This window comes from Pseudidiomarina fusca (assembly GCF_032227045.1).
Taxonomy (GTDB): domain Bacteria; phylum Pseudomonadota; class Gammaproteobacteria; order Enterobacterales; family Alteromonadaceae; genus Pseudidiomarina; species Pseudidiomarina fusca.
In genome coordinates, this window is sequence record NZ_JANFPJ010000034.1 from 1 (window position 1) to 18056 (window position 18056).

Annotated in this window: 19 protein-coding genes and 1 pseudogene; 14 read left to right on the forward strand and 6 right to left on the reverse strand. The window is 45.2% G+C overall.

The features are described 5' to 3' along the window. Positions 1-36 precede the first annotated feature (36 nt). Together NOG12_RS11695 and rimI are read left to right on the forward strand one after the other, a co-directional pair. A complete protein-coding gene (locus NOG12_RS11695; protein WP_110076248.1) occupies positions 37-432 on the forward strand; it encodes a hypothetical protein in 396 nt (131 codons plus the stop codon). A gap of 24 nt (positions 433-456) precedes the next feature. Further along, on the forward strand, positions 457-891 hold the full coding sequence (rimI, locus tag NOG12_RS11700; protein WP_110076249.1) for a ribosomal protein S18-alanine N-acetyltransferase: 435 nt from the start codon (positions 457-459) through the stop codon (positions 889-891). Here rimI and NOG12_RS11705 read toward each other — a convergent pair. Both NOG12_RS11705 and NOG12_RS11710 read right to left on the reverse strand, forming a co-directional pair. Beyond that, positions 888-1202, reverse strand: coding sequence for an ArsR/SmtB family transcription factor (locus NOG12_RS11705; protein WP_110076250.1), 315 nt, complete (start codon positions 1200-1202; stop codon positions 888-890). The genes rimI and NOG12_RS11705 overlap by 4 nt on opposite strands. 11 nt (positions 1203-1213) lie before the next feature. Continuing rightward, positions 1214-1429, reverse strand: coding sequence for a YgaP family membrane protein (locus tag NOG12_RS11710; RefSeq protein WP_313933348.1), 216 nt, complete (start codon positions 1427-1429; stop codon positions 1214-1216). Between the two features lie 183 nt (positions 1430-1612). On the opposite strand from NOG12_RS11710, the gene NOG12_RS11715 reads away from it, so the two are divergent. The 10 genes from NOG12_RS11715 to NOG12_RS11770 all read left to right on the forward strand — a co-directional run bounded on the left by NOG12_RS11715 (position 1613) and on the right by NOG12_RS11770 (position 12452). Next, a complete protein-coding gene (locus tag NOG12_RS11715) occupies positions 1613-2026 on the forward strand; it encodes a cytidine deaminase (RefSeq protein ID WP_153826328.1) in 414 nt (137 codons plus the stop codon). Positions 2027-2029: 3 nt separating this feature from the next. Further along, entirely contained in the window at positions 2030-2800 is a 771-nt protein-coding gene (gene deoC, locus NOG12_RS11720; RefSeq protein WP_110076253.1) for a deoxyribose-phosphate aldolase, read from the forward strand. Continuing rightward, on the forward strand, positions 2801-4120 hold the full coding sequence (gene deoA / locus NOG12_RS11725) for a thymidine phosphorylase (protein ID WP_313933349.1): 1320 nt from the start codon (positions 2801-2803) through the stop codon (positions 4118-4120). Positions 4121-4185: 65 nt separating this feature from the next. After that, entirely contained in the window at positions 4186-5388 is a 1203-nt protein-coding gene (locus tag NOG12_RS11730) for a phosphopentomutase (protein WP_110076255.1), read from the forward strand. 7 nt (positions 5389-5395) lie between these two features. Further along, entirely contained in the window at positions 5396-6103 is a 708-nt protein-coding gene (deoD, locus tag NOG12_RS11735; protein ID WP_313933350.1) for a purine-nucleoside phosphorylase, read from the forward strand. 176 nt (positions 6104-6279) lie between these two features. Then, positions 6280-6675: a c-type cytochrome gene (locus NOG12_RS11740; RefSeq protein WP_313933351.1), complete on the forward strand. Its 396-nt coding sequence runs from the start codon at positions 6280-6282 to the stop codon at positions 6673-6675. 33 nt (positions 6676-6708) lie between these two features. Then, a complete protein-coding gene (locus tag NOG12_RS11745; protein ID WP_313933352.1) occupies positions 6709-7860 on the forward strand; it encodes a multicopper oxidase domain-containing protein in 1152 nt (383 codons plus the stop codon). A gap of 28 nt (positions 7861-7888) precedes the next feature. Further along, positions 7889-8629 carry a formylglycine-generating enzyme family protein gene (locus NOG12_RS11750; RefSeq protein WP_258306621.1) on the forward strand — a complete coding sequence of 247 codons (741 nt, stop codon included), beginning with the start codon at positions 7889-7891 and terminating at the stop codon, positions 8627-8629. A 5-nt stretch (positions 8630-8634) separates the two neighbouring features. Next, a complete protein-coding gene (locus tag NOG12_RS11755; protein WP_313933353.1) occupies positions 8635-9279 on the forward strand; it encodes an SCO family protein in 645 nt (214 codons plus the stop codon). 1154 nt (positions 9280-10433) lie between these two features. Beyond that, positions 10434-12452 carry an ATP-binding protein gene (locus NOG12_RS11770; protein WP_000211147.1) on the forward strand — a complete coding sequence of 673 codons (2019 nt, stop codon included), beginning with the start codon at positions 10434-10436 and terminating at the stop codon, positions 12450-12452. Between the two features lie 129 nt (positions 12453-12581). Here NOG12_RS11770 and NOG12_RS11775 read toward each other — a convergent pair. The 3 genes and pseudogenes from NOG12_RS11775 to NOG12_RS11785 form a co-directional block, all read right to left on the reverse strand. Then, positions 12582-13823 (reverse strand): annotated as a pseudogene (locus NOG12_RS11775) (tyrosine-type recombinase/integrase). A gap of 1 nt (position 13824) precedes the next feature. Next, complete coding sequence (locus NOG12_RS11780) at positions 13825-14094, reverse strand: hypothetical protein (RefSeq protein WP_001995600.1); 270 nt, start codon at positions 14092-14094, stop codon at positions 13825-13827. A 2-nt stretch (positions 14095-14096) separates the two neighbouring features. Next, positions 14097-15071: a ParM/StbA family protein gene (locus NOG12_RS11785; protein WP_000497807.1), complete on the reverse strand. Its 975-nt coding sequence runs from the start codon at positions 15069-15071 to the stop codon at positions 14097-14099. A 464-nt stretch (positions 15072-15535) separates the two neighbouring features. On the opposite strand from NOG12_RS11785, the gene mobI reads away from it, so the two are divergent. Continuing rightward, positions 15536-15979: a conjugative transfer protein MobI(A/C) gene (mobI, locus tag NOG12_RS11790; protein ID WP_000348524.1), complete on the forward strand. Its 444-nt coding sequence runs from the start codon at positions 15536-15538 to the stop codon at positions 15977-15979. A 10-nt stretch (positions 15980-15989) separates the two neighbouring features. Here the strand turns inward: mobI and umuC are convergent, their stop codons facing one another. Further along, positions 15990-17162, reverse strand: coding sequence for a translesion error-prone DNA polymerase V subunit UmuC (gene umuC, locus NOG12_RS11795; RefSeq protein ID WP_001142610.1), 1173 nt, complete (start codon positions 17160-17162; stop codon positions 15990-15992). A 283-nt stretch (positions 17163-17445) separates the two neighbouring features. On the opposite strand from umuC, the gene NOG12_RS11800 reads away from it, so the two are divergent. Then, positions 17446-18039: a Tn3 family transposase gene (locus NOG12_RS11800; RefSeq protein WP_000107352.1), complete on the forward strand. Its 594-nt coding sequence runs from the start codon at positions 17446-17448 to the stop codon at positions 18037-18039. The last annotated feature ends 17 nt before the right edge of the window (positions 18040-18056 follow it).

Here is an 18056-nt window from a genome sequence, read left to right on the forward strand (position 1 = left end):
CTTCCTTATTTTAATCGTTTAGGCTAATCTAAACGCATGACCAAGCACCAAGTTCCGCAATTCACTCAATCACAACAACAAGCGCTAGCTGCTCTTGGGTTACCTCTTTGGCGACAGCGAATCGAATCAGCTCCAGCAGTTCCCGAAGAGAAAGAGGCTGAGCCGGTTGCTCAGTACTTTTATAAAGTAGGCGCTTGGCTGATTGTTACTACTATGCCGATGCCAGTTACATTGCCCCAATGGCTCCGAGATTTATTTTCACTCTTTAGCAAAAATCCTGAAACAGAACTCACTGAATTGTCAGCAACCAGCGTGGTAAGTTGGCCTCACACCAAAAGGCTCAGTTTTACGGGCAGTGATCTAGTTCAGCCATCCCCAGCTACTAAGCAAACTACTTGGCAAACATTGCTTGCCAGTAAAGCTAGTAGCTAGCTCCTAAGTGACATAATCGCTGTGATGTTGCAGATAGCCCCCCTTGATTGGCAGCCGGAGATTGTTGTGGTTGAACAACAAGCTCATGCGTTAGCTTGGTCGGAGCGTTTGTTGCAATCCTGTTTTGGCAGTGGTTATAAAAACTGGGGAGCGTGGGTAGATCAGCACTTGGCTGCTTTTCTGATTGTGCAAGAAGTGCTAGATGAATGGACTGTCATGAATATCGCAACTGCTGCTCGCTTTCAGCGCCAGGGCGTTGCAACGCAACTTATTCAGCACTTACAAAAGCAAGCCAGCCAGCAACAAGCAATCATTTGGTTAGAAGTTAGAGCGTCTAACGAAGCTGCTATTCAACTCTATTTAAAGTGTGGTTTTGTCGAGCGCGGTAAACGCGCTCGATATTACCGCAATGCCGATGATACTCGAGAAGATGCGATTGTTATGAGTTGGCAGGCTTAACTTAAATCCGGACAGAATTTGGTTTTTAGTAACTGGATAAAGGCAAGCGTGTCAGGATCTTGAATAGAATAGTAAATCGTTTGGGCTTCTTTACGAAACTTCACCAAGCCTTGCTCTCGTAATACCGCTAAGTGCTGTGAAAATGCCGAGGCACTTAGCGGGAAATGACGATTTAAATCACCTACACTGCGTTCACCGTTAGCTAAATGACATAAGATTTGCAAACGATGCTCGTTAGCTAACGATCTTAAAAAGCTAGCAGCCATATTCGCTTCTTCTTGCTGTAGCTCAGTTATTTGCGTGTCGGTCATAAAAATATCTCTTAGTTACGGGTGGCAAGTTCTCGCTCTGTTTTCAGCTTAAACACTTTACGCATAAACATACTGGCAGGGCAAAAACCGGTAAAGGATTGTTGGAATAAGTTAGCACCAACAAACACAGTTAACCAGACCCAATTTGGATGAACCCAAACGGTTAGGACTACAGATAATAACACCATAAAGCCAGCAAAGGCAGTCAAAGCTCGTTCAACACTCATGATTCGTTCCTCGTATAAAGTACATCTAAAAACACTAATTTAGCTAACTACGAATTTAGTCTTGAATTAAGCAAAAGTCCAGTTTACTTCGTGAACGTCTAAAATAAATCTGTTGGGCTTGCCTACTTGGATTCAAAGGCCGAAAAGAGTAAGCTTTAAGGCCATAAATAACGAAGAAATACCATGAAAAATACTAGCTCATCATTAGTAGCTATGGCGCAAAGCGCCGCCCAGCAAGCTTATGTGCCTTATAGTAAGTTTAAAGTAGGGGCTGTGTTGAGTTTTGCCAATGGCGCAACAGTAACTGGCTGTAACATCGAGAATGTCTCTTATGGCCTCACCAATTGTGCCGAGCGCACGGCTATTTTTAGTGCTATCGCACAAGGATTTGATCCTCGTCAAATTAGTTCGGTGGTGGTCTTTACACCAAGTGACCAAGTTTATTCGCCTTGTGGCGCCTGTCGTCAAGTGATGACAGAGTTTTTAGCTCCTGACACCAAAGTGATTTCAGCTTGCTATCAGGGCCAACGTGAATGGACTCTAGCTGAATTACTCCCAGACGCATTTCATTTTGATATTAACGAATATCGGGACTAACCCATGATGACAGCACAACAAGCAGCGCAACGTGGCATTGCGCTGATGGATTTAACGACGCTGAATAATAGCGATGATGTGGCAACCATTACTCGGTTGTGTGAGTCGGCTCGCACAGATTTTGGCCATCCTGCGGCTCTGTGTGTGTTTCCAGAATTGGTGGTGTGGACCAAACTAGAACTAGAACGGCTTGGTTTGGCGGCAATCAAAGTAGCCACGGTAACCAATTTTCCTGAGGGGCACGCCAACGTTGAGCGTGCTGTTGCTGAAACCGAACGCGCAGTAGCAGTGGGTGCCGATGAGGTTGATGTGGTGTTTCCTTGGCGAGCGTTACAGGCAGGTGATAGTGATATAGGTTTTGCGTTAGTGCAATCGGTAAAACGAGCGTGTGGCGAAGTGCCGCTAAAAGTTATTATCGAAAGCGGTGAGTTGAAAACTCCCGAACTAATCAAACAAGCTAGCGAGATTGCCATTGCAGCTGGAGCTGATTTTATTAAGACCTCGACTGGCAAGGTACCAGTGAACGCAACTCTAGAAGCAGCTGAAGTGATGTTGACAGCAATAAAAAACAGCGGTCAGCAGGTTGGTTTTAAGGCGGCCGGGGGCGTTCGTAGTGCCGCCGATGTTGCTGCTTATCTTACGCTAGCCGAACAGATCATGGGTGCCGACTGGGTTACCGCTGAGCATTTTCGTTTTGGTGCGAGCAGCTTGTTAGGCAATTTAGTTGGTACGTTAACGGGTGATTCTGGCCCAGCGGAAATAAAGGGATATTAAATGTTTTTACCACAAGAGGTGATTCGCACCAAACGCGATGGACATGAACTAAGTAAAGAACAAATCGATTACTTTGTGCAAGGCTTAACTGCAGGTGATATTTCTGAAAGCCAAATCGCAGCATTAGCTATGGCTGTCTACTTTCAGGGCATGAGCGCAGATGAGAGCGTTGCCTTGACCCTAGCCATGCGGGATTCTGGAGATGTACTGCAATGGCACGATTTAGACCTAGGTGGCCCCATTTTAGATAAGCATTCTACGGGTGGGGTTGGTGATGTAGTCAGTTTGATGTTAGGGCCGATTATTGCTGCCTGTGGTGGCTATGTACCGATGATCTCAGGACGCGGTTTGGGCCACACAGGCGGTACCTTGGATAAAATGGATGCCATTCCAGGTTACCAAACCATGCCAGACCTGGCGTTATTTCGTCGAGTAGTTAAGGATACCGGTGTTGCTATCATTGGGCAGACTGGCGATTTAGCGCCGGCAGACAAACGTTTTTACGCTACCCGCGATATTACTGCAACAGTTGAATCTATTCCGTTAATCACAGCCTCTATTTTGTCGAAGAAGCTGGCTGCAGGATTAGATGGTTTGGTTTTGGATGTAAAAGTTGGTAACGGAGCCATGATGCCAACTGAAGCTGCCGCACAGGAGCTTGCTGAGAGTTTAGTTCGGGTAGCTAACGGTGCAGGTCTCAATACCTGCGCCATCTTAACGGATATGAATGAGATATTGGCTCACTCAGCCGGTAACTCGATTGAAGTCATTGAAGCTATTCGCTATTTAACCGGTGAATACCGAGCCCCTCGATTGCATGAAGTTACTGTAGCCTTATGTGCGAAAATGCTGCAGTTGGGCCAGCTTGCAACCTCGGCCGAAGAAGCGGTAGCAAAAGTTGAAGCTGTTTTGGCTTCCGGCGAAGCCGCTGAGCGTTTTGCGAAAATGGTACGGGCGTTAGGTGGACCCAATGACTTGCTAACTCAATATCAACAGCATTTGCCGTTAGCAGCTTTTGCTCGTCCGGTGTTACCTGAGCGCACGGGTGTGGTGCAGGCAATTGATACGCGCGCAGTTGGTATGGCAGTCGTTGCCTTAGGTGGTGGCCGCCGTCGCAGTAGCGACCAGTTAGATTTTAGTGTTGGCTTGGATCAGATTATCGGACTTGGTGCAGCAGTAGACGCACAGCAACCGCTGGCGATGATTTATGCACGCAACGAGGATGACTGGCTGCAAGCGGCACAGCGAATCCGTGCTGCATACAAGATTGGCGATAAAGCTGCAGCAACCCATCCGGTCATTTATAAAACGATTGGTTAGGCTTGTTGTTGCGGGGATGGCAAGCAACTACGCCATAGCCCATTGATAATGCGAAGGAGAGACCCATGGCACGAGCCATTGTAATAGTTCTAGACTCATTTGGTATTGGTGCCGCCGCAGATGCCGATAAATTTGGTGATGTGGGTGCTGATACCTTTGGCCATATTGCAGAGCACGTGGCATTACAAGGTAAAGGGTTAGCTATTCCGAACCTAATGACATTAGGTTTGGGCGAAGCTTATTATGGAGCCACAGGTGAACAACCAGCTGGTATCTCTCCAGCCGCTGAAATCCTCGGTAAATTTGGGTGGGCGCAAGAGCTTTCATCGGGTAAAGATACCCCATCGGGACATTGGGAAATGGCAGGCGTACCTGTGCTGTTTGATTGGGGCTATTTTCTGGACCAGCAGAACTCATTTCCTGCTGAACTACTAGAGCAACTGATTGAGCATGCTGAATTGCCCGGAATACTCGGCAATTGCCATGCTTCAGGTACCACTATCATTCAGAATTTAGGCGCTGAGCATATGCAATCGGGCAAGCCGATTGTCTATACTTCGGCGGATTCTGTGTTGCAAATAGCTGCACATGAGCAAAGCTTTGGCTTACAACGACTCTACCAAGTTTGTGAGCTTGCCCGAGAGTTATTAGAGCCTTATAACATCGGTCGAGTGATCGCTCGCCCCTTTACTGGCTCGGATGCGAGCAATTTTGTGCGTACCGGCAATCGGCGTGATTATGCCGTGCCACCGCCAGCCCCAACCGTGCTAGATAAACTCTCGCAAGCAGGTGGGGAAGTGATCAGTATTGGCAAAATTGCCGATATTTTTGCTCATCAAGGGATTACGCAAAAATACAAAGCTACCGGAATTGAAGCCCTTATGGCAAAAACTCTGGAAGTAATGACAACAGCACCTGAACAAAGTCTTATTTTTACTAACTTGGTTGATTTTGATAGTGACTTTGGGCACCGCCGTAATCCACAGGGTTATGCTCAAGCATTGGAATTGTTTGATCAATTATTGCCTCAGATCACTGCGCAAATGCAACCAGACGATATACTCATCCTTACTGCGGACCACGGCTGCGATCCTACATGGCCGGGTTCAGACCATACTCGCGAATACGTCCCTGTGTTGGCTTATGGCGCACAGCTCACCCCTGGTTCCATCGGGCGTCGTGAAACCTTTGCCGATATTGGACAGTCGCTAGCTGAGCTGTTTGGATTAGAGCCAATGGCTTATGGACGTTCGTTTTTAAAGGAATAGCTTAATCATGACAACCCCTCACATCAATGCAGAAGCAAGTGCTTTTGCGTCTACTTGCTTATTGCCTGGCGACCCTTTGCGGGCGCAATTTATTGCCGAGAACTTTTTCACTGATGCGAAACAAGTCTGTGATGTGCGCAACATGTTTGGTTACACAGGTACCTACAAAGGGCAAGCTGTATCCGTGATGGGTACAGGTATGGGGATCCCGTCTTGTAGTATTTATGCCACCGAGCTAATCCAGCATTATCAAGTTCAGCGCTTGGTACGGGTAGGAAGCTGCGGTGCTGTATTGCCTGAAGTGCAACTACGCGACATTATTTTGGCCCAAGGCGCAAGTACCGATTCAGCGGTCAATCGTCAACGCTTTGGTGGCTACGATTACGCTGCGCTTGCTGATTTTGAATTGCTGAGTAAGGTAGCTAGCTATGCTCAACAACATGGGCAGAAGGTGCGCGTTGGCAATGTGTTTTCTGCTGATTTATTTTACGGCGTGAATGATAACCTGACGGATTTACTAGCCCGCTACGGTATTCTTGGCGTGGAGATGGAGGCGGCTGGGCTCTATAGTGTTGCGGCAGCCCACGGTGCTCAAGCATTAACCGTACTGACCGTTTCAGACCATTTACAAACTCATCAGCAAATGTCATCGCAAGAACGGCAAACCGGCTTTGCGGATATGGTTGAGTTAACTCTTAATAGTCTTTTCAGCTAATGCAAAAACCATTTTTGCATTAGAAATATTAATTAATAATCCTTTTTTACCTCCCTCGATTAAGGTAGCTACCCTACAGTAGGTAGCTACCTGTTACTCCCTCATTTCACTCGAAAAACTGCGTCAATACGGTAACCTATAGTCATCTAATTTAGCACTCCCATTGAGGTGACAACATGAAAAACATGAATAAATTTAAATCAGGTGTACTTGCTAGCGGTTTAGCCGTAGTCGCACTTTTTAGTCAAGCCGCCGCCGCAGATGCTGGCGCTAGCGTTTATCAGAAAAATTGTGCTGCTTGCCATCAAGCCAACGGCACTGGTATGGCCGCAGTATTTCCTCCATTAGCAGGCAACTCAAATATCAAGGACAAAGGTCTCTACATTGCCGAGACTATTGTCAAAGGCAAATCAGGCAAATTGACTGTGAATGGCGCTGATTATAACGGCATGATGCCACCGATGGCTTATATGAGTGATGCCGACATTGCTGCCGTGGTCAACTTCGTGAATAAGAAGTTTGCTGGTGGCTCAGAAGAAATTAGTGCAGATGCGGTTAAAGGCATTCGTTAAGAAATTTACCCTAGAAGGTTTGGAGAAGTCGTTATGAAAAAGCTCGTTTTATCTGCAATTGCTAGTGCCCTTGTTGTTGCTTGTGCTGGTGCACCTCAGTCTGGTTCTGCTGGATTAACTCTAAAACACGACAGCGAATATGTGATTGATGGCAAAATCTACGGCTTGCCTGAAGCAAAAGTTTATCGTGAAGATTACAACGGCCCTGCGGTGGTTGGTGAATACCTGACCATGGCGCCGAATTTGGCCAAGCTTGATTATGAAGGCAATAAAGAGCACGAAGTGCGGATGGATGTATTTTCGCAAAAAGTTGAAGTGGCTCCGGGTGTTAGTTACAACGCATGGACCTTTGGCGGCTCGGTTCCTGGTCCAGTTTTACACGTACGTGAAGGCGACCGTGTGGTTTTCAAAATGAAAAACCGTTCAGACGAAGAGGTGGTCATTACTGAGCCATTTAAAGGCCAATCACCTTACTTAAGCCAAATTCAAGCGTCAGAATTACAAAAGCATGAGGCCGTTATTGCGCCTATGCCACACTCTATGGATTTTCATAGCGGTACTGTCGCAGCAGAAGATAAGTGGCGTACCATTGCTCCGGGCGAAACTATCGAGTTTGAATGGATTGCAAACTATGCCGGTACTTATATGTATCACTGTGGTACTTCAAGCGTACTGATGCACACTGCAATGGGCCAGTACGGTGCGGTTGTGGTATCGCCAAAAGAAGGCTATCCAACTGATGCCGAAGTAGACCAAGAGTACGTGATTGTGCAGTCAGAAATGTATTTGTCGCAGATGGGTGATAGCTACATTTACGACCACGGTGCAGCGCTAGCTCGCGACCCAAGCCACGTTGTGTTTAACGGCCACGTGAGCTCGTTAAGCGAAAATCCATTGCGTGCTGATGAAGGTGACCGCGTCCGTATTCACTTCTTGAATGCCGGCCCATCTGGAACTTCAAGTTTTCACGTGATTGGCGCTATCTTTGACCAAGTTTGGGCCGAAGGTGATCCACGTAATACTTGGTATGGCATGCAAACTGTCTTGTTAGGTGCCAGCTCTAGCGCAACCATCGAGTTTATTGTGCCAGAAGAAGGGATCTACAAATTGGTAGATCACGAGTTTGCTGATGCTGAGCGCGGTGCTGCCGGTGCCTTAATCGCTGGCCCACGTAAAGCTAAGTAACGCTAGCTAACTCAAATAAGGTTTGATTATGAAGTATTTAGTAGGTGTTCTAGCCATTGCAGTAAGTGCTCAGGTTCTCGCTGAACCCGTGCTGGTAGAAGGTGGTCAATATGTTCCTGTAGTCGTCCTTGATAAGGAGCTTGAACAACTCACCATGCCTAACTTTATGCTTGATGCCGCACCAGTTACTCATGCTGAATATCAAACCTTTGTGTTGGCCCATCCGAAGTGGCGGCGGGATACCATTCCCGCCATCTTTCACGATGGTAACTACTTAAAAAGTTGGCAAACAGCAGATAGCCATGCTGTTGATGATGCTGACAAAGCAGTGACTCAAGTATCTTGGTTTGCTGCACGAGCTTATTGCAAAGCCCAAGGTGGGCGTTTACCAAGCCTAGAAGAATGGGAATATGCATCGGCACAATATCGGCAGCAACAAGGCTTAACGGATCATGAGTACGCTCGGATGTTGTTCTCATGGCATACCAACCCAACCACGTACGCTCAATTACCGTTAGACCCTGTGGCTGGTAAATTGAATCATATGCATGATCGCGTTAACGAATGGGTAGAAGATTTTCAGCTGTTACTCACTAACGGTGATGACAACGATGTATTGTCTGGCTCTTGTGGTGACAGTGCTAGATTTATGGCTGACTTTGGCGAAGCCAGTTATGCCACCTTTTTTAGATATCAGTCGCGCAGTAATTATCGAGCGCAAAGTACTACTAGCACCTTAGGTTTTCGCTGTGCTTACGATGTGGAGTAACCCTTATGAACGCCATGATTAAATTATTAGCAGGTATTGGAGTTGCAGGTTTGTTGGCTAGTGGAGCTTTGGCTCAAGACCATAACCATCATCATAATCACGCTAACCATACTACCCTAGGGGCAGCGGAAGTACGCCAAGATGACTCCATTTATCACCTTGATGCAAACTGGCAAGCCCATACTGGACAGGAGCTGACGCTGGCTCAATTGCAAGGGCAGCCGGTCGTTATTTCGATGATATATGGCAGCTGTACCACCGCATGTCCGGTGTTAGTAAATGATGCACGAAGGGTCTATGAGGCCTTACCCGCAGCGTATCAGCCTTATGTGAAGCTGGTGATGGTGAGCTTTGATGAAGATCGAGATACTCCGGCAGCGCTTGCTGAATATGCGGCCAAATACAATCTTGGGGACGACACTTGGTTGTTCTTACACGGCGAGGATAGTGATATCCGGGCGATGGCAACCATGTTAGGGGTGCGTTATCGTAAGCGTCCCGATGGTGACTTTGACCATAGTAACTTAGTTACTGTGTTAGATACCCAAGGACGCATCGTACAGCGCACTGAGGGACTCAATCGGCCGGTCGATGATGCCGTGAAAGCTCTCATGAAAGTGATAGATGATAACCACTTAATGCATCACTAATTATGTTGTTCTAGCGCATGTTGTAGCTGTTTGCGTCACCCTAGTGGTGGCGCTTTTTTTTGTATTCCCTCTATCGCCCTAGCCTTCAAGTTTTACTCCAAATGGCACATAGCGACAACACAGTACAAAAGCCCACTGAGACTAAATGGCAACCATTGATTGTTTAAACAAGCAAGATCAGCGAAAATAGCAGCTATTGACGATCAACCCGATGGATTGACCAGTACCAGCACATTGCGTGCTTGCAAACTGGTGTGTAAATCTGCGTACAAACTAAAAGAATTTATACATGGCAAACCAAGCTTTCCTTAATGAAATCAAAAAGCGTCGCACTTTTGCGATCATCTCGCACCCTGATGCCGCCCAGCCTTTCAACGCTTAAAACCACCTTTCATTGCACACCACAATCACATCTCTACGTACTGAATTTAAAGGCTTTTTGTCTTTTTCTCGTTTCTTTGCTTTTCAATGATGTTCAAGCGTAACCTCGGAAAATGTGTACAAACTTGAGTACAAATCGCCATATTTACCGTTTTTAGCCAAATTCCATGACACAAACCTAGCTGTAGGCCTTGTTCCTACTGGGTTTTAGCCAAAACTTGCCTATATTTTTTATGCCAAAAATCGAGAAATGATGGTAAGACGTTCGCGATTATCTCTAATTGTTTGCCGGTTGAGTTGGTTACCGGTTGCTTTCTTGCTGTCCTAAAAGTTCATTTGTATGGGCCTGATCTTCTGAACAAATCATGCATCTTTCTGACCATCAACAAGTGATGAATCAGGCGATGATAGCTTTACATTGATTTTCAGGAGAATGCAGATGACAGCAGTAGCGCACCAAGTAACCCCTTTTCTAACGTCTTACGAAGTTATGGCTCGTTACCACATTAGCTATACGACGCTCTGGCGAAGAATAAAAGATGGCAGCTTGCCGCAACCTCGTATCAACCGAAATACACGAAACAAGCTGTGGCACATTGAAGACTTGGAGGAGTATGAGAAGAATTAGGAATAGATAGCGTAGCTTAGTTTTTCTGTTGGAGCTTGGACTAACGCTTTGAAACGCCGGCTTGTGCCAACAATATAGTTAATATGTACACCAACTTAGGCTAAGATAGCAGCATGGATTTTTTATTGATTGGATGGATAGGTAAGTGACGACTCCTCAAGAACGGACAACAGGTATTACAAATGCGTCGATAAAAAAACGTTTCGGCTCAATTCCCGCTTGGAAGATGTTGAGTGAATATATCTGGAACGGTTTGGATGCTGGTGCATCAGATATTGATGTCATTATTAACACCTGTGATCTCGGCGGGGTGGAGTCAATAGAGATCCATGATAATGGTGAAGGAATTGACTTTCATAACCTAGACCGAAATTTTGATAATTGGGATGACTCATCCAAAAAACAGGTTACCCAAAAAGGCAGTCAAGGCAGAGGGCGGTATTCATTTCATAAATATGCTGCAACAGCAACCTGGCTTACGAGAAGACAATCTGAGAATGCACGTATTACCATAGACTCGTCTCGTATTAAAACGTACAAAGTTGAGTTGATCGACGATAAAGAACAGCATAGTAGTATTCTTTCAAATGGAAGTGGGACATCAGTATTTCTTACGGGCATTACGAGTGAAAAATCTCAAAAAATCCCTAATATTGAAAATATCATGGAGGAGCTTTCAAATGAATTTGGTTGGAAGCTAATAGTTTTTTCTAACCTTAAAATATCAGTTAATAGAGTCCGAGTGACGCCTCCCCAACATAGGTTGTTTCAAGAGCTTATAGATGTTGATGGAAATATATTTAGTTCAAGTATCATTCAGTGGATAAAAAAACCATCTGGTGAAAAGTCATACAATTATTTTAGAGATTCAAAAGAACATCAGAAGTATAGAAATCTGACTGGTTTTAACTACAAAAACAATTTTTTCATAAGTGGATATATACAATCTGAGTGGTTCGATAATTTTCAAGATACCTCATCTCCAAATGCTGATCTCTTCATTAGTGAAAAGAGTGATGGGAATAAAGTTTTAGCTATGCTGCTAAAAGAACTGCGCAACAAAACAGCCGAGATTTATCAGGGGTTCCTTAGAGAAAGAGCTGTTCAGCTTGTCGATTCTTTCGAAGAAAAAGGATATTTTCCTGTTTACAATTGGGAGTCTGACGAAGATCGTTCCTTTAGAATTGCACATACGAAGAAATTAGTAACTAGTATCTGCGTTGCTGATCCAGCAGCTTTTAATGGGCTAAAGGCTAAGCAAACAAAAATTATAATCGGTTTGCTTGATAGGCTATCTACATCAAGTGAAAATGATAGTTTGATAGATATATTGGAAGGCGTTTTAGACTTAAATAAGGAGCAAATGGATGAATTTGCATCTCAAATAAGTAAATCTAAACTTGATTATATAATTAGCACGATTGGACACATTCATAAGCGAGATCTAGTCGTACAGAAAATGAAGTACCTTTTTAAAGAGCACGCTAAAGAAGTTCTAGAAACACCAGACTTACAAGGTATTATTGAGGCTAATACATGGTTGTTTGGCCCTCAGTACACAACTATAGGTGCCGAAGAGGATGACTTTTCTAATACAGCTAGAAATCTTCGGAATTCAGATATTGAAATATTGGATGGGGACGATATCAGTACCAGTGATCTTATTGAAGGCGCTACCATAGAGGGGGCAAAAGGCCAAGTAGATTTGTTTCTTGCACGCAAAATGGTCACAATTGATCATTCTACACAAGAAGAATTTATTAAATGTACGATCATTGAAATAAAAAGACCAAGTGTAGCATTGAATAAGAAACATTTAGCTCAAGCTGAACGTTATGCTGAGGTACTTGATAAGCATCCTGCCTTTAATGATGAGAGAATGAGATTTGATGTTGTTCTTGTTGGAACTAAAATCTCCCAGAATGATACTCAAATTACAAGGCGGTTGAAAGACCTTGCTGGTAAGGGCGGCGCGGGCCTTGTTTCCGGGGCGGATGAAAGAATTCGAGTATACGTTAAAAGTTGGTCTACAATTTTTAATGATTTCGAGGTGACTCATAGTGCTTTATTACAAAAGCTAAAAATAAAGAGAAGCGAGCTAGAGTATAAATCTAAGCAAACCCTTGTGGATGAATTGCAAATACCTCTCTCTGAGGCGTCGTGAGACTTATAATAATTATTCGATAAGTTGTTTTTTTGTAACTGGAAAAACAACTAATCTAAACCGAGCCAAATGCACTACTTGACTCGGTCATTTGTACTAGCTCAGTCTCTTCCTTAATTCAGCTACCCCTTATTGTCCGAAACGCCAGTTGAATGGAAAGCCTGTCGGCTCGATGATGGTTTCTAGTTGTTGATACCAAACGTCGTAAGCATGACGCATTTCGTCCAGGTACTGATATTGGTTGTAGATAGCATCCAGCCCTTTTTTGCTGTGGCCAATCATCAACTCGGCAACTTCTTGCGTCGTGATGGCAGACATTCGCGTTCGCATCGTTCTGCGAAGATCATGCATAGACCAGTGTTCCATCTCAATACCAAGCGATCTGCGAGCCCAGATTTTCACATTGTTAGGAATAGTGGTATCAAAGCCATTTGTGGCAAGCTCTTCTTGTCCGTTCGCGGGAAACAAGTAAGTTGATTTGCTCATCTGCATCGCCAGTTCAATCAGCTCAATAGCTGGCTTAATCAATGGCCGCATGATCGGCGCTCCAATTTTCTCACCTTGTTTGCGGATCTCTATGGGCACTGTCCACATTGCAGATTGCAAGTCAAAGTGATGCTTTTCAGCTTGAATGAGTTCGCCCTTGCGCCCTCCCAATAAGAGAAGCAGTTTTATGTAGATGCGATTCTTCTCAGTGATTTTTGACTCATGCAAATAGCGCCAAAGTATCCTGATCTCGTTGTCATTTAGCACCCGAGTTCGTTTTCCTTTTTTACCGCCAACCTTTTTTGCTGTGATCCCAGCGGCAGCGTTAATTTCCAAAATTTGTTCATCAATCAGCCAGTCATAGAACTTATGCAGTACAGACACTAGGCGCTCTGTGTTTGACGGAGACGATTCCGAAACCTCACGAAGACAGTTTCGCAAGGACAATTCAGTGATGTCAGTTAATGGCTACTTGCCAAGTCGGGGCAGCAAATATATTTCACTGCTGCGTTTTTGGTAGTGCCACGTTTTCTCCTTTAGCCCTTGCTTACCGGCAGAGTCTATCCAGTCTCGAAAAATCGATTCGAAGCTTTGATTAGCAGAATACTTAGCCCGTTCCTGCTGTAGGTAAAGCTTGGGGTTTCGGCCTTGATCAAGTACTGCCCTTAACCTATCCAGCTCATTCCTGGCTTCAGCCAGCTTCATAAGGGGGTAAGTACCTATGTCTACCCGCTGTTGCTTGCCATCGAACCGATAACGAAACTGAAAAACAATTTTGCCCTTGGGCGATACCCGAGCACTTAGCCCATCTCGGTCGGCTTTTACTACGGTTTCTTTTGCTTCTTTATTTAACCTGGCATCGAGCCAGCTAACTGATAACGCCATGTTATAAGCCCAGCCCTAGTTTTGATTTTAATGATTGTTTACGTGTTTCTGCTTTGGGTTCTGGCGCTGTACTCATAGAAGTAACTTCACCATCTGGTGCAAGGCCATCCACCGGTACAGATGTCGTGGATAGATTGGGTTGGCTCATTTGAATTAACCCAAAGGTTGCCAGCATCCGCAGACGCTCAGCGCGTTCCCGTGGTGGCGTCTTTTCCAATTCTTTGAGTAGTTCTGGGTGGCTCCCTGGGGGAATGTTGACGACAACTCTCATGATCATGCCCCATAAAACCAGAAGCCTCGGACGTTCGCCAAAACAGACTGCTCAGGCACGATGATCTTGCTTCGTGAAAAAATCTCCTTGGCCGCTTCCTTATAAGCCAAGGCTCCACCTCCGGCGATCAATACCAAGTCCGCATTAATGCTTTCGTCACGCATGGATTGACGCATGGCTGTAAGAGCAACAGGCGCTACCTTTTTCATGGCAGCATTCAGATAAGGTGAAATATCGACTTTTTCTCCAAATAGCAGGACCTGTAAGTCGCCGGTTCTCATGGCTTTTTCAAGTCGATCCATTCCGACTTTGGCACCATGATCTTCCGAAATCAGCTTATCGATGGTTTCCAGTAGCACGGACATTGCCTGAAGACTGGTTCCTGATGAGCTGTAGCGAATTTCTCCGGCCTCAAGGGCAACCCAATCAACAGAAAAGAAGCCGGGATCAATGACGACGACACGACCTTCTTCAATCAAGCCCAGATCACCACCCGTTTGAACCAGATCCATATAGGCACCGGCAGGCTGTGGTAGTACTTTGACGTCATGAACGGTGATGCTGCGCTTAGGCGTCACTTGATGGACACCTTTTAAACGCTGCACAAGGTCAGACTTACGTTGTGGTTCATGAAACTGGGAAACCGGTAATCCAGTGACAACCAAATCGATGGATTCTGTTTCAGCCATTAACAAGGCGGCATGAAAAAGTGCCTTATAGGTTTTTGTGGTGGGATATTCCGGGTGAAGCTCTCGTTCCCAGCCTTGAAGGCGTCCAGCAGGAACACCAGCGGCCCAGCGCTCATTATCGACAGAGACATACAAACAAGTTTCATCATCGCCTCCACCGATACGCTCCGGCATACGATCCGCTGGACCGGCACCCGCAGGTAGAATAATGGTTTTCGGTTCACTACCTGATTGGCCAATTGCCAGCTTCAGGTTTGAGTAACCGATATCTACGCCTAGTACAAACATACTTATCTCCTGTGCACTCAAAGTGCTCTAACGGTTTTCAATCAACCGCGCTGTTCACGCTTGGGCATTTCCAAGTGCTCTGGCGGTTTACTCAAATGTCATTATCAGGATTCGGTGCACTGGCGGTGGGCAGAAAGGTGACAAATCCTTTCATCTATCTGCCTATTGCATTTTTGCAAAAGTATGAGAATAGGCTCTGTTTGGCGGCTGGTGACCTAGCCAAAAAAATTGAGACGCCAAACGTCGTTTGCATTCTGGCCTGAACTTGCCAAACGGTTTGTATCTTCATGGCGATACGTCTTTTTAGGTGTTTTTAAGTGAAATCAGCCTGTATCCCTTGTCGGGTATGGGATTGAGCGAGTCGATTTATATCGAGACGCCAAACAGTGATTGTGACGGCAGTTTTACGTTTGGCGTTTCGATCCAAAAGCCAAACGGATAGTGGTTTTGGCTTTAGGGGTTAATTGGATGGGGAAATTGGTTTGGTAGAAATCGTCAATGAACAATGGAAAGCAGATGTATCAGATTTACTTCAGCAAGAAACGGACAGGCTAAAAGCGCTGGCACGAGCTGAAGTTGATGACTTTTGGGTTACCCATTACAAGGTTCGAGAGAATGAGCCCTTTAAAGACTGGGGTCTGCTTGGTGTCCGTATCAGAGACTTTAAGTATGGCTTTGGCATAGAGTGGTATATCAACAGTTTTCACGGTCAACGAGGCAAACGCGTGGTCTTTAGCAAGGGGCTGCGTATCTCAAAGACGAAGCTGAGATACGCATTTTTAGACTGCCAAGGTTTGGCCAAAGAATGGGAGCTAGCGCTGGCCATGGAGAAAGAGGAATTCTTCAGTGATATTCGACGCCAGGTTGATAAGCTCAACATGCTGCGTCGCAGAGTGAATGCGTATTGAGTCAACTGCGCTACTTCACTCGCGGTAACTGGTCCCAGCGTGTTGTATAAGCGGGAGACAAATGCTCTCGCTTCATCGACCAATCTTTCTTGAGTCCTTGTCCAGCAAAGAAAACCTTTCCGGCACCGCTTTGGTTAATGGTGTCCAATACAGACATTAGCTGCTGGCTATTAGAGCGGGTCGATACGTCATCGAATAGTCCTGGTTGAAACATGCCAGGATCGTAAAAGTCAGACAGCATGACGCCCGCTTTGGCATAACGAAAACCATCCTTCCATATCCGCTTGAGTAAGTGATTGGCCAGCTCGATAAAATCCCGCGTGTCGCAACTGGGGATTAGCAATTCACCCGATGCAGAGTTGCTGTACTGCGGCTCGTTGTCCTTAAAGGGGCTGGTACGTATGAACACGGTCAGCACTTTGGCTTGCTGCTGTTCTTTGCGAAGTTTCTCAGTGGCGCGGGTTGCGTATTCGCATACGGCTTCACTTAAAAATTCAAAGTGCGTCACTTTTACGCCAAATGAACGGCTACAGACGATTTGCTTCTTAGTTGGCGGGATCTCTTCAAGTTCAATGCACGACTCACCATTGAGCTCTCTGACGGTTCTTTCTAAAACCTCTGAAAACTGGTCTCTGATGGCTCTAGGAGAGGCATTGGCGAGATCTAAGGCTGTGGTGATACCCAACGCATTTAAACGCTTAGAAAGCCGTCTACCAACGCCCCAAACATCATCAACCGGGACTAATGCGAGCAATCGACGTTGCCGATCTGGATTGGTCAGGTCTACAACCCCCTGAGTAGCTGGATATTTTTTGGCGGCATGGTTAGCCAGTTTGGCGAGTGTTTTAGTCGGTGCAATGCCTACACAGACGGTGATCCCAATCCAGTGGCCTATGCGCTCTCGCACTTGTTGTCCGAACTCGACAAGAGATATGGCAGACTCAATACCGGTTAAATCCAAAAACGCTTCGTCAATAGAGTAAACCTCTACTCGTGGTGCCATCTCCTCCAAAGTGCGCATCACTCGACTGCTTAAATCTGCATACAGCGCGTACAGTTGGCTAAGAATTCCCGCTAAAAATAGACGAGTAAGTGAGCAACCATTCTGCCGCATGGGTTGCTGGCGTCTAACACCAGAAAAATCACCCAGCCCAACCCGCTGTCTATTTTTTAAGGTGGGCATTCATCTACATGTCTAATTTTTTACCAATTTGATCGCTAAGATGTACTAATTTGATTACCGAGGGAGACTGACGGACTAATTACTTAGGGGCTTAATCGTACAATCTCCACTCGACACCACACAACTCACTTCTGGACATTTCTGAGTTGCATTTTAGCTAATTTAGAAAAACATGAATTAGATAAAGTATGGAAATTTCAAATCAATATGAGGCGGACATGAAGAAATTGAAAAAAGTAGCTTAACTGGGTTGGTCAATTTTGGTTGACCACGTCATGTTCCGGTGAGTACGCAAGTCATTGGCGCTAACGAATATGAAGGTCACTTTGCTTTTGACTTACTCTATAACAACTCTTCAGATATACAGCCTAATACCTTATCGACCGATACGCATGGTACCAATAATGTTAACTTCGCTATATTAGATTTCTTTGGTTACACATTCGCCCCTCGATACGCGAAAATGAAAAAGGTGTTTTTTGAGCTATTTGAAGTGACTGAAGAGAACGGAGGCCGTATTCAATTAAAGAAAGATATTAATCATAAGCTAATTGCTGAAGAATGGGACAATATTCAGCATATTGTTTGTTCATTGAGTCGTAAAACCACCACTCAAAGCACAATCATTAGAAAGTTGAGTAACGGCAAGAGCCGAAGATTGTCAGCATTGCATGAGTACGACCGTTTAATTAAATCTATTTATGTTTTGGAGTATGTTGATAATTCAACGTTGCGTCATTACGTCCAGCAAGCCTTGAACAGAGGTGAAGCATACCATCAGTTAAAACGTGCTATTACTTCAGTTAATGGCAATAAATTTCGTGGGGGGAATGATTACCAAGTATCACAATGGGGTTCTAGGGATTTTCCCCTCTAAAAAGACTTAATCCTCTG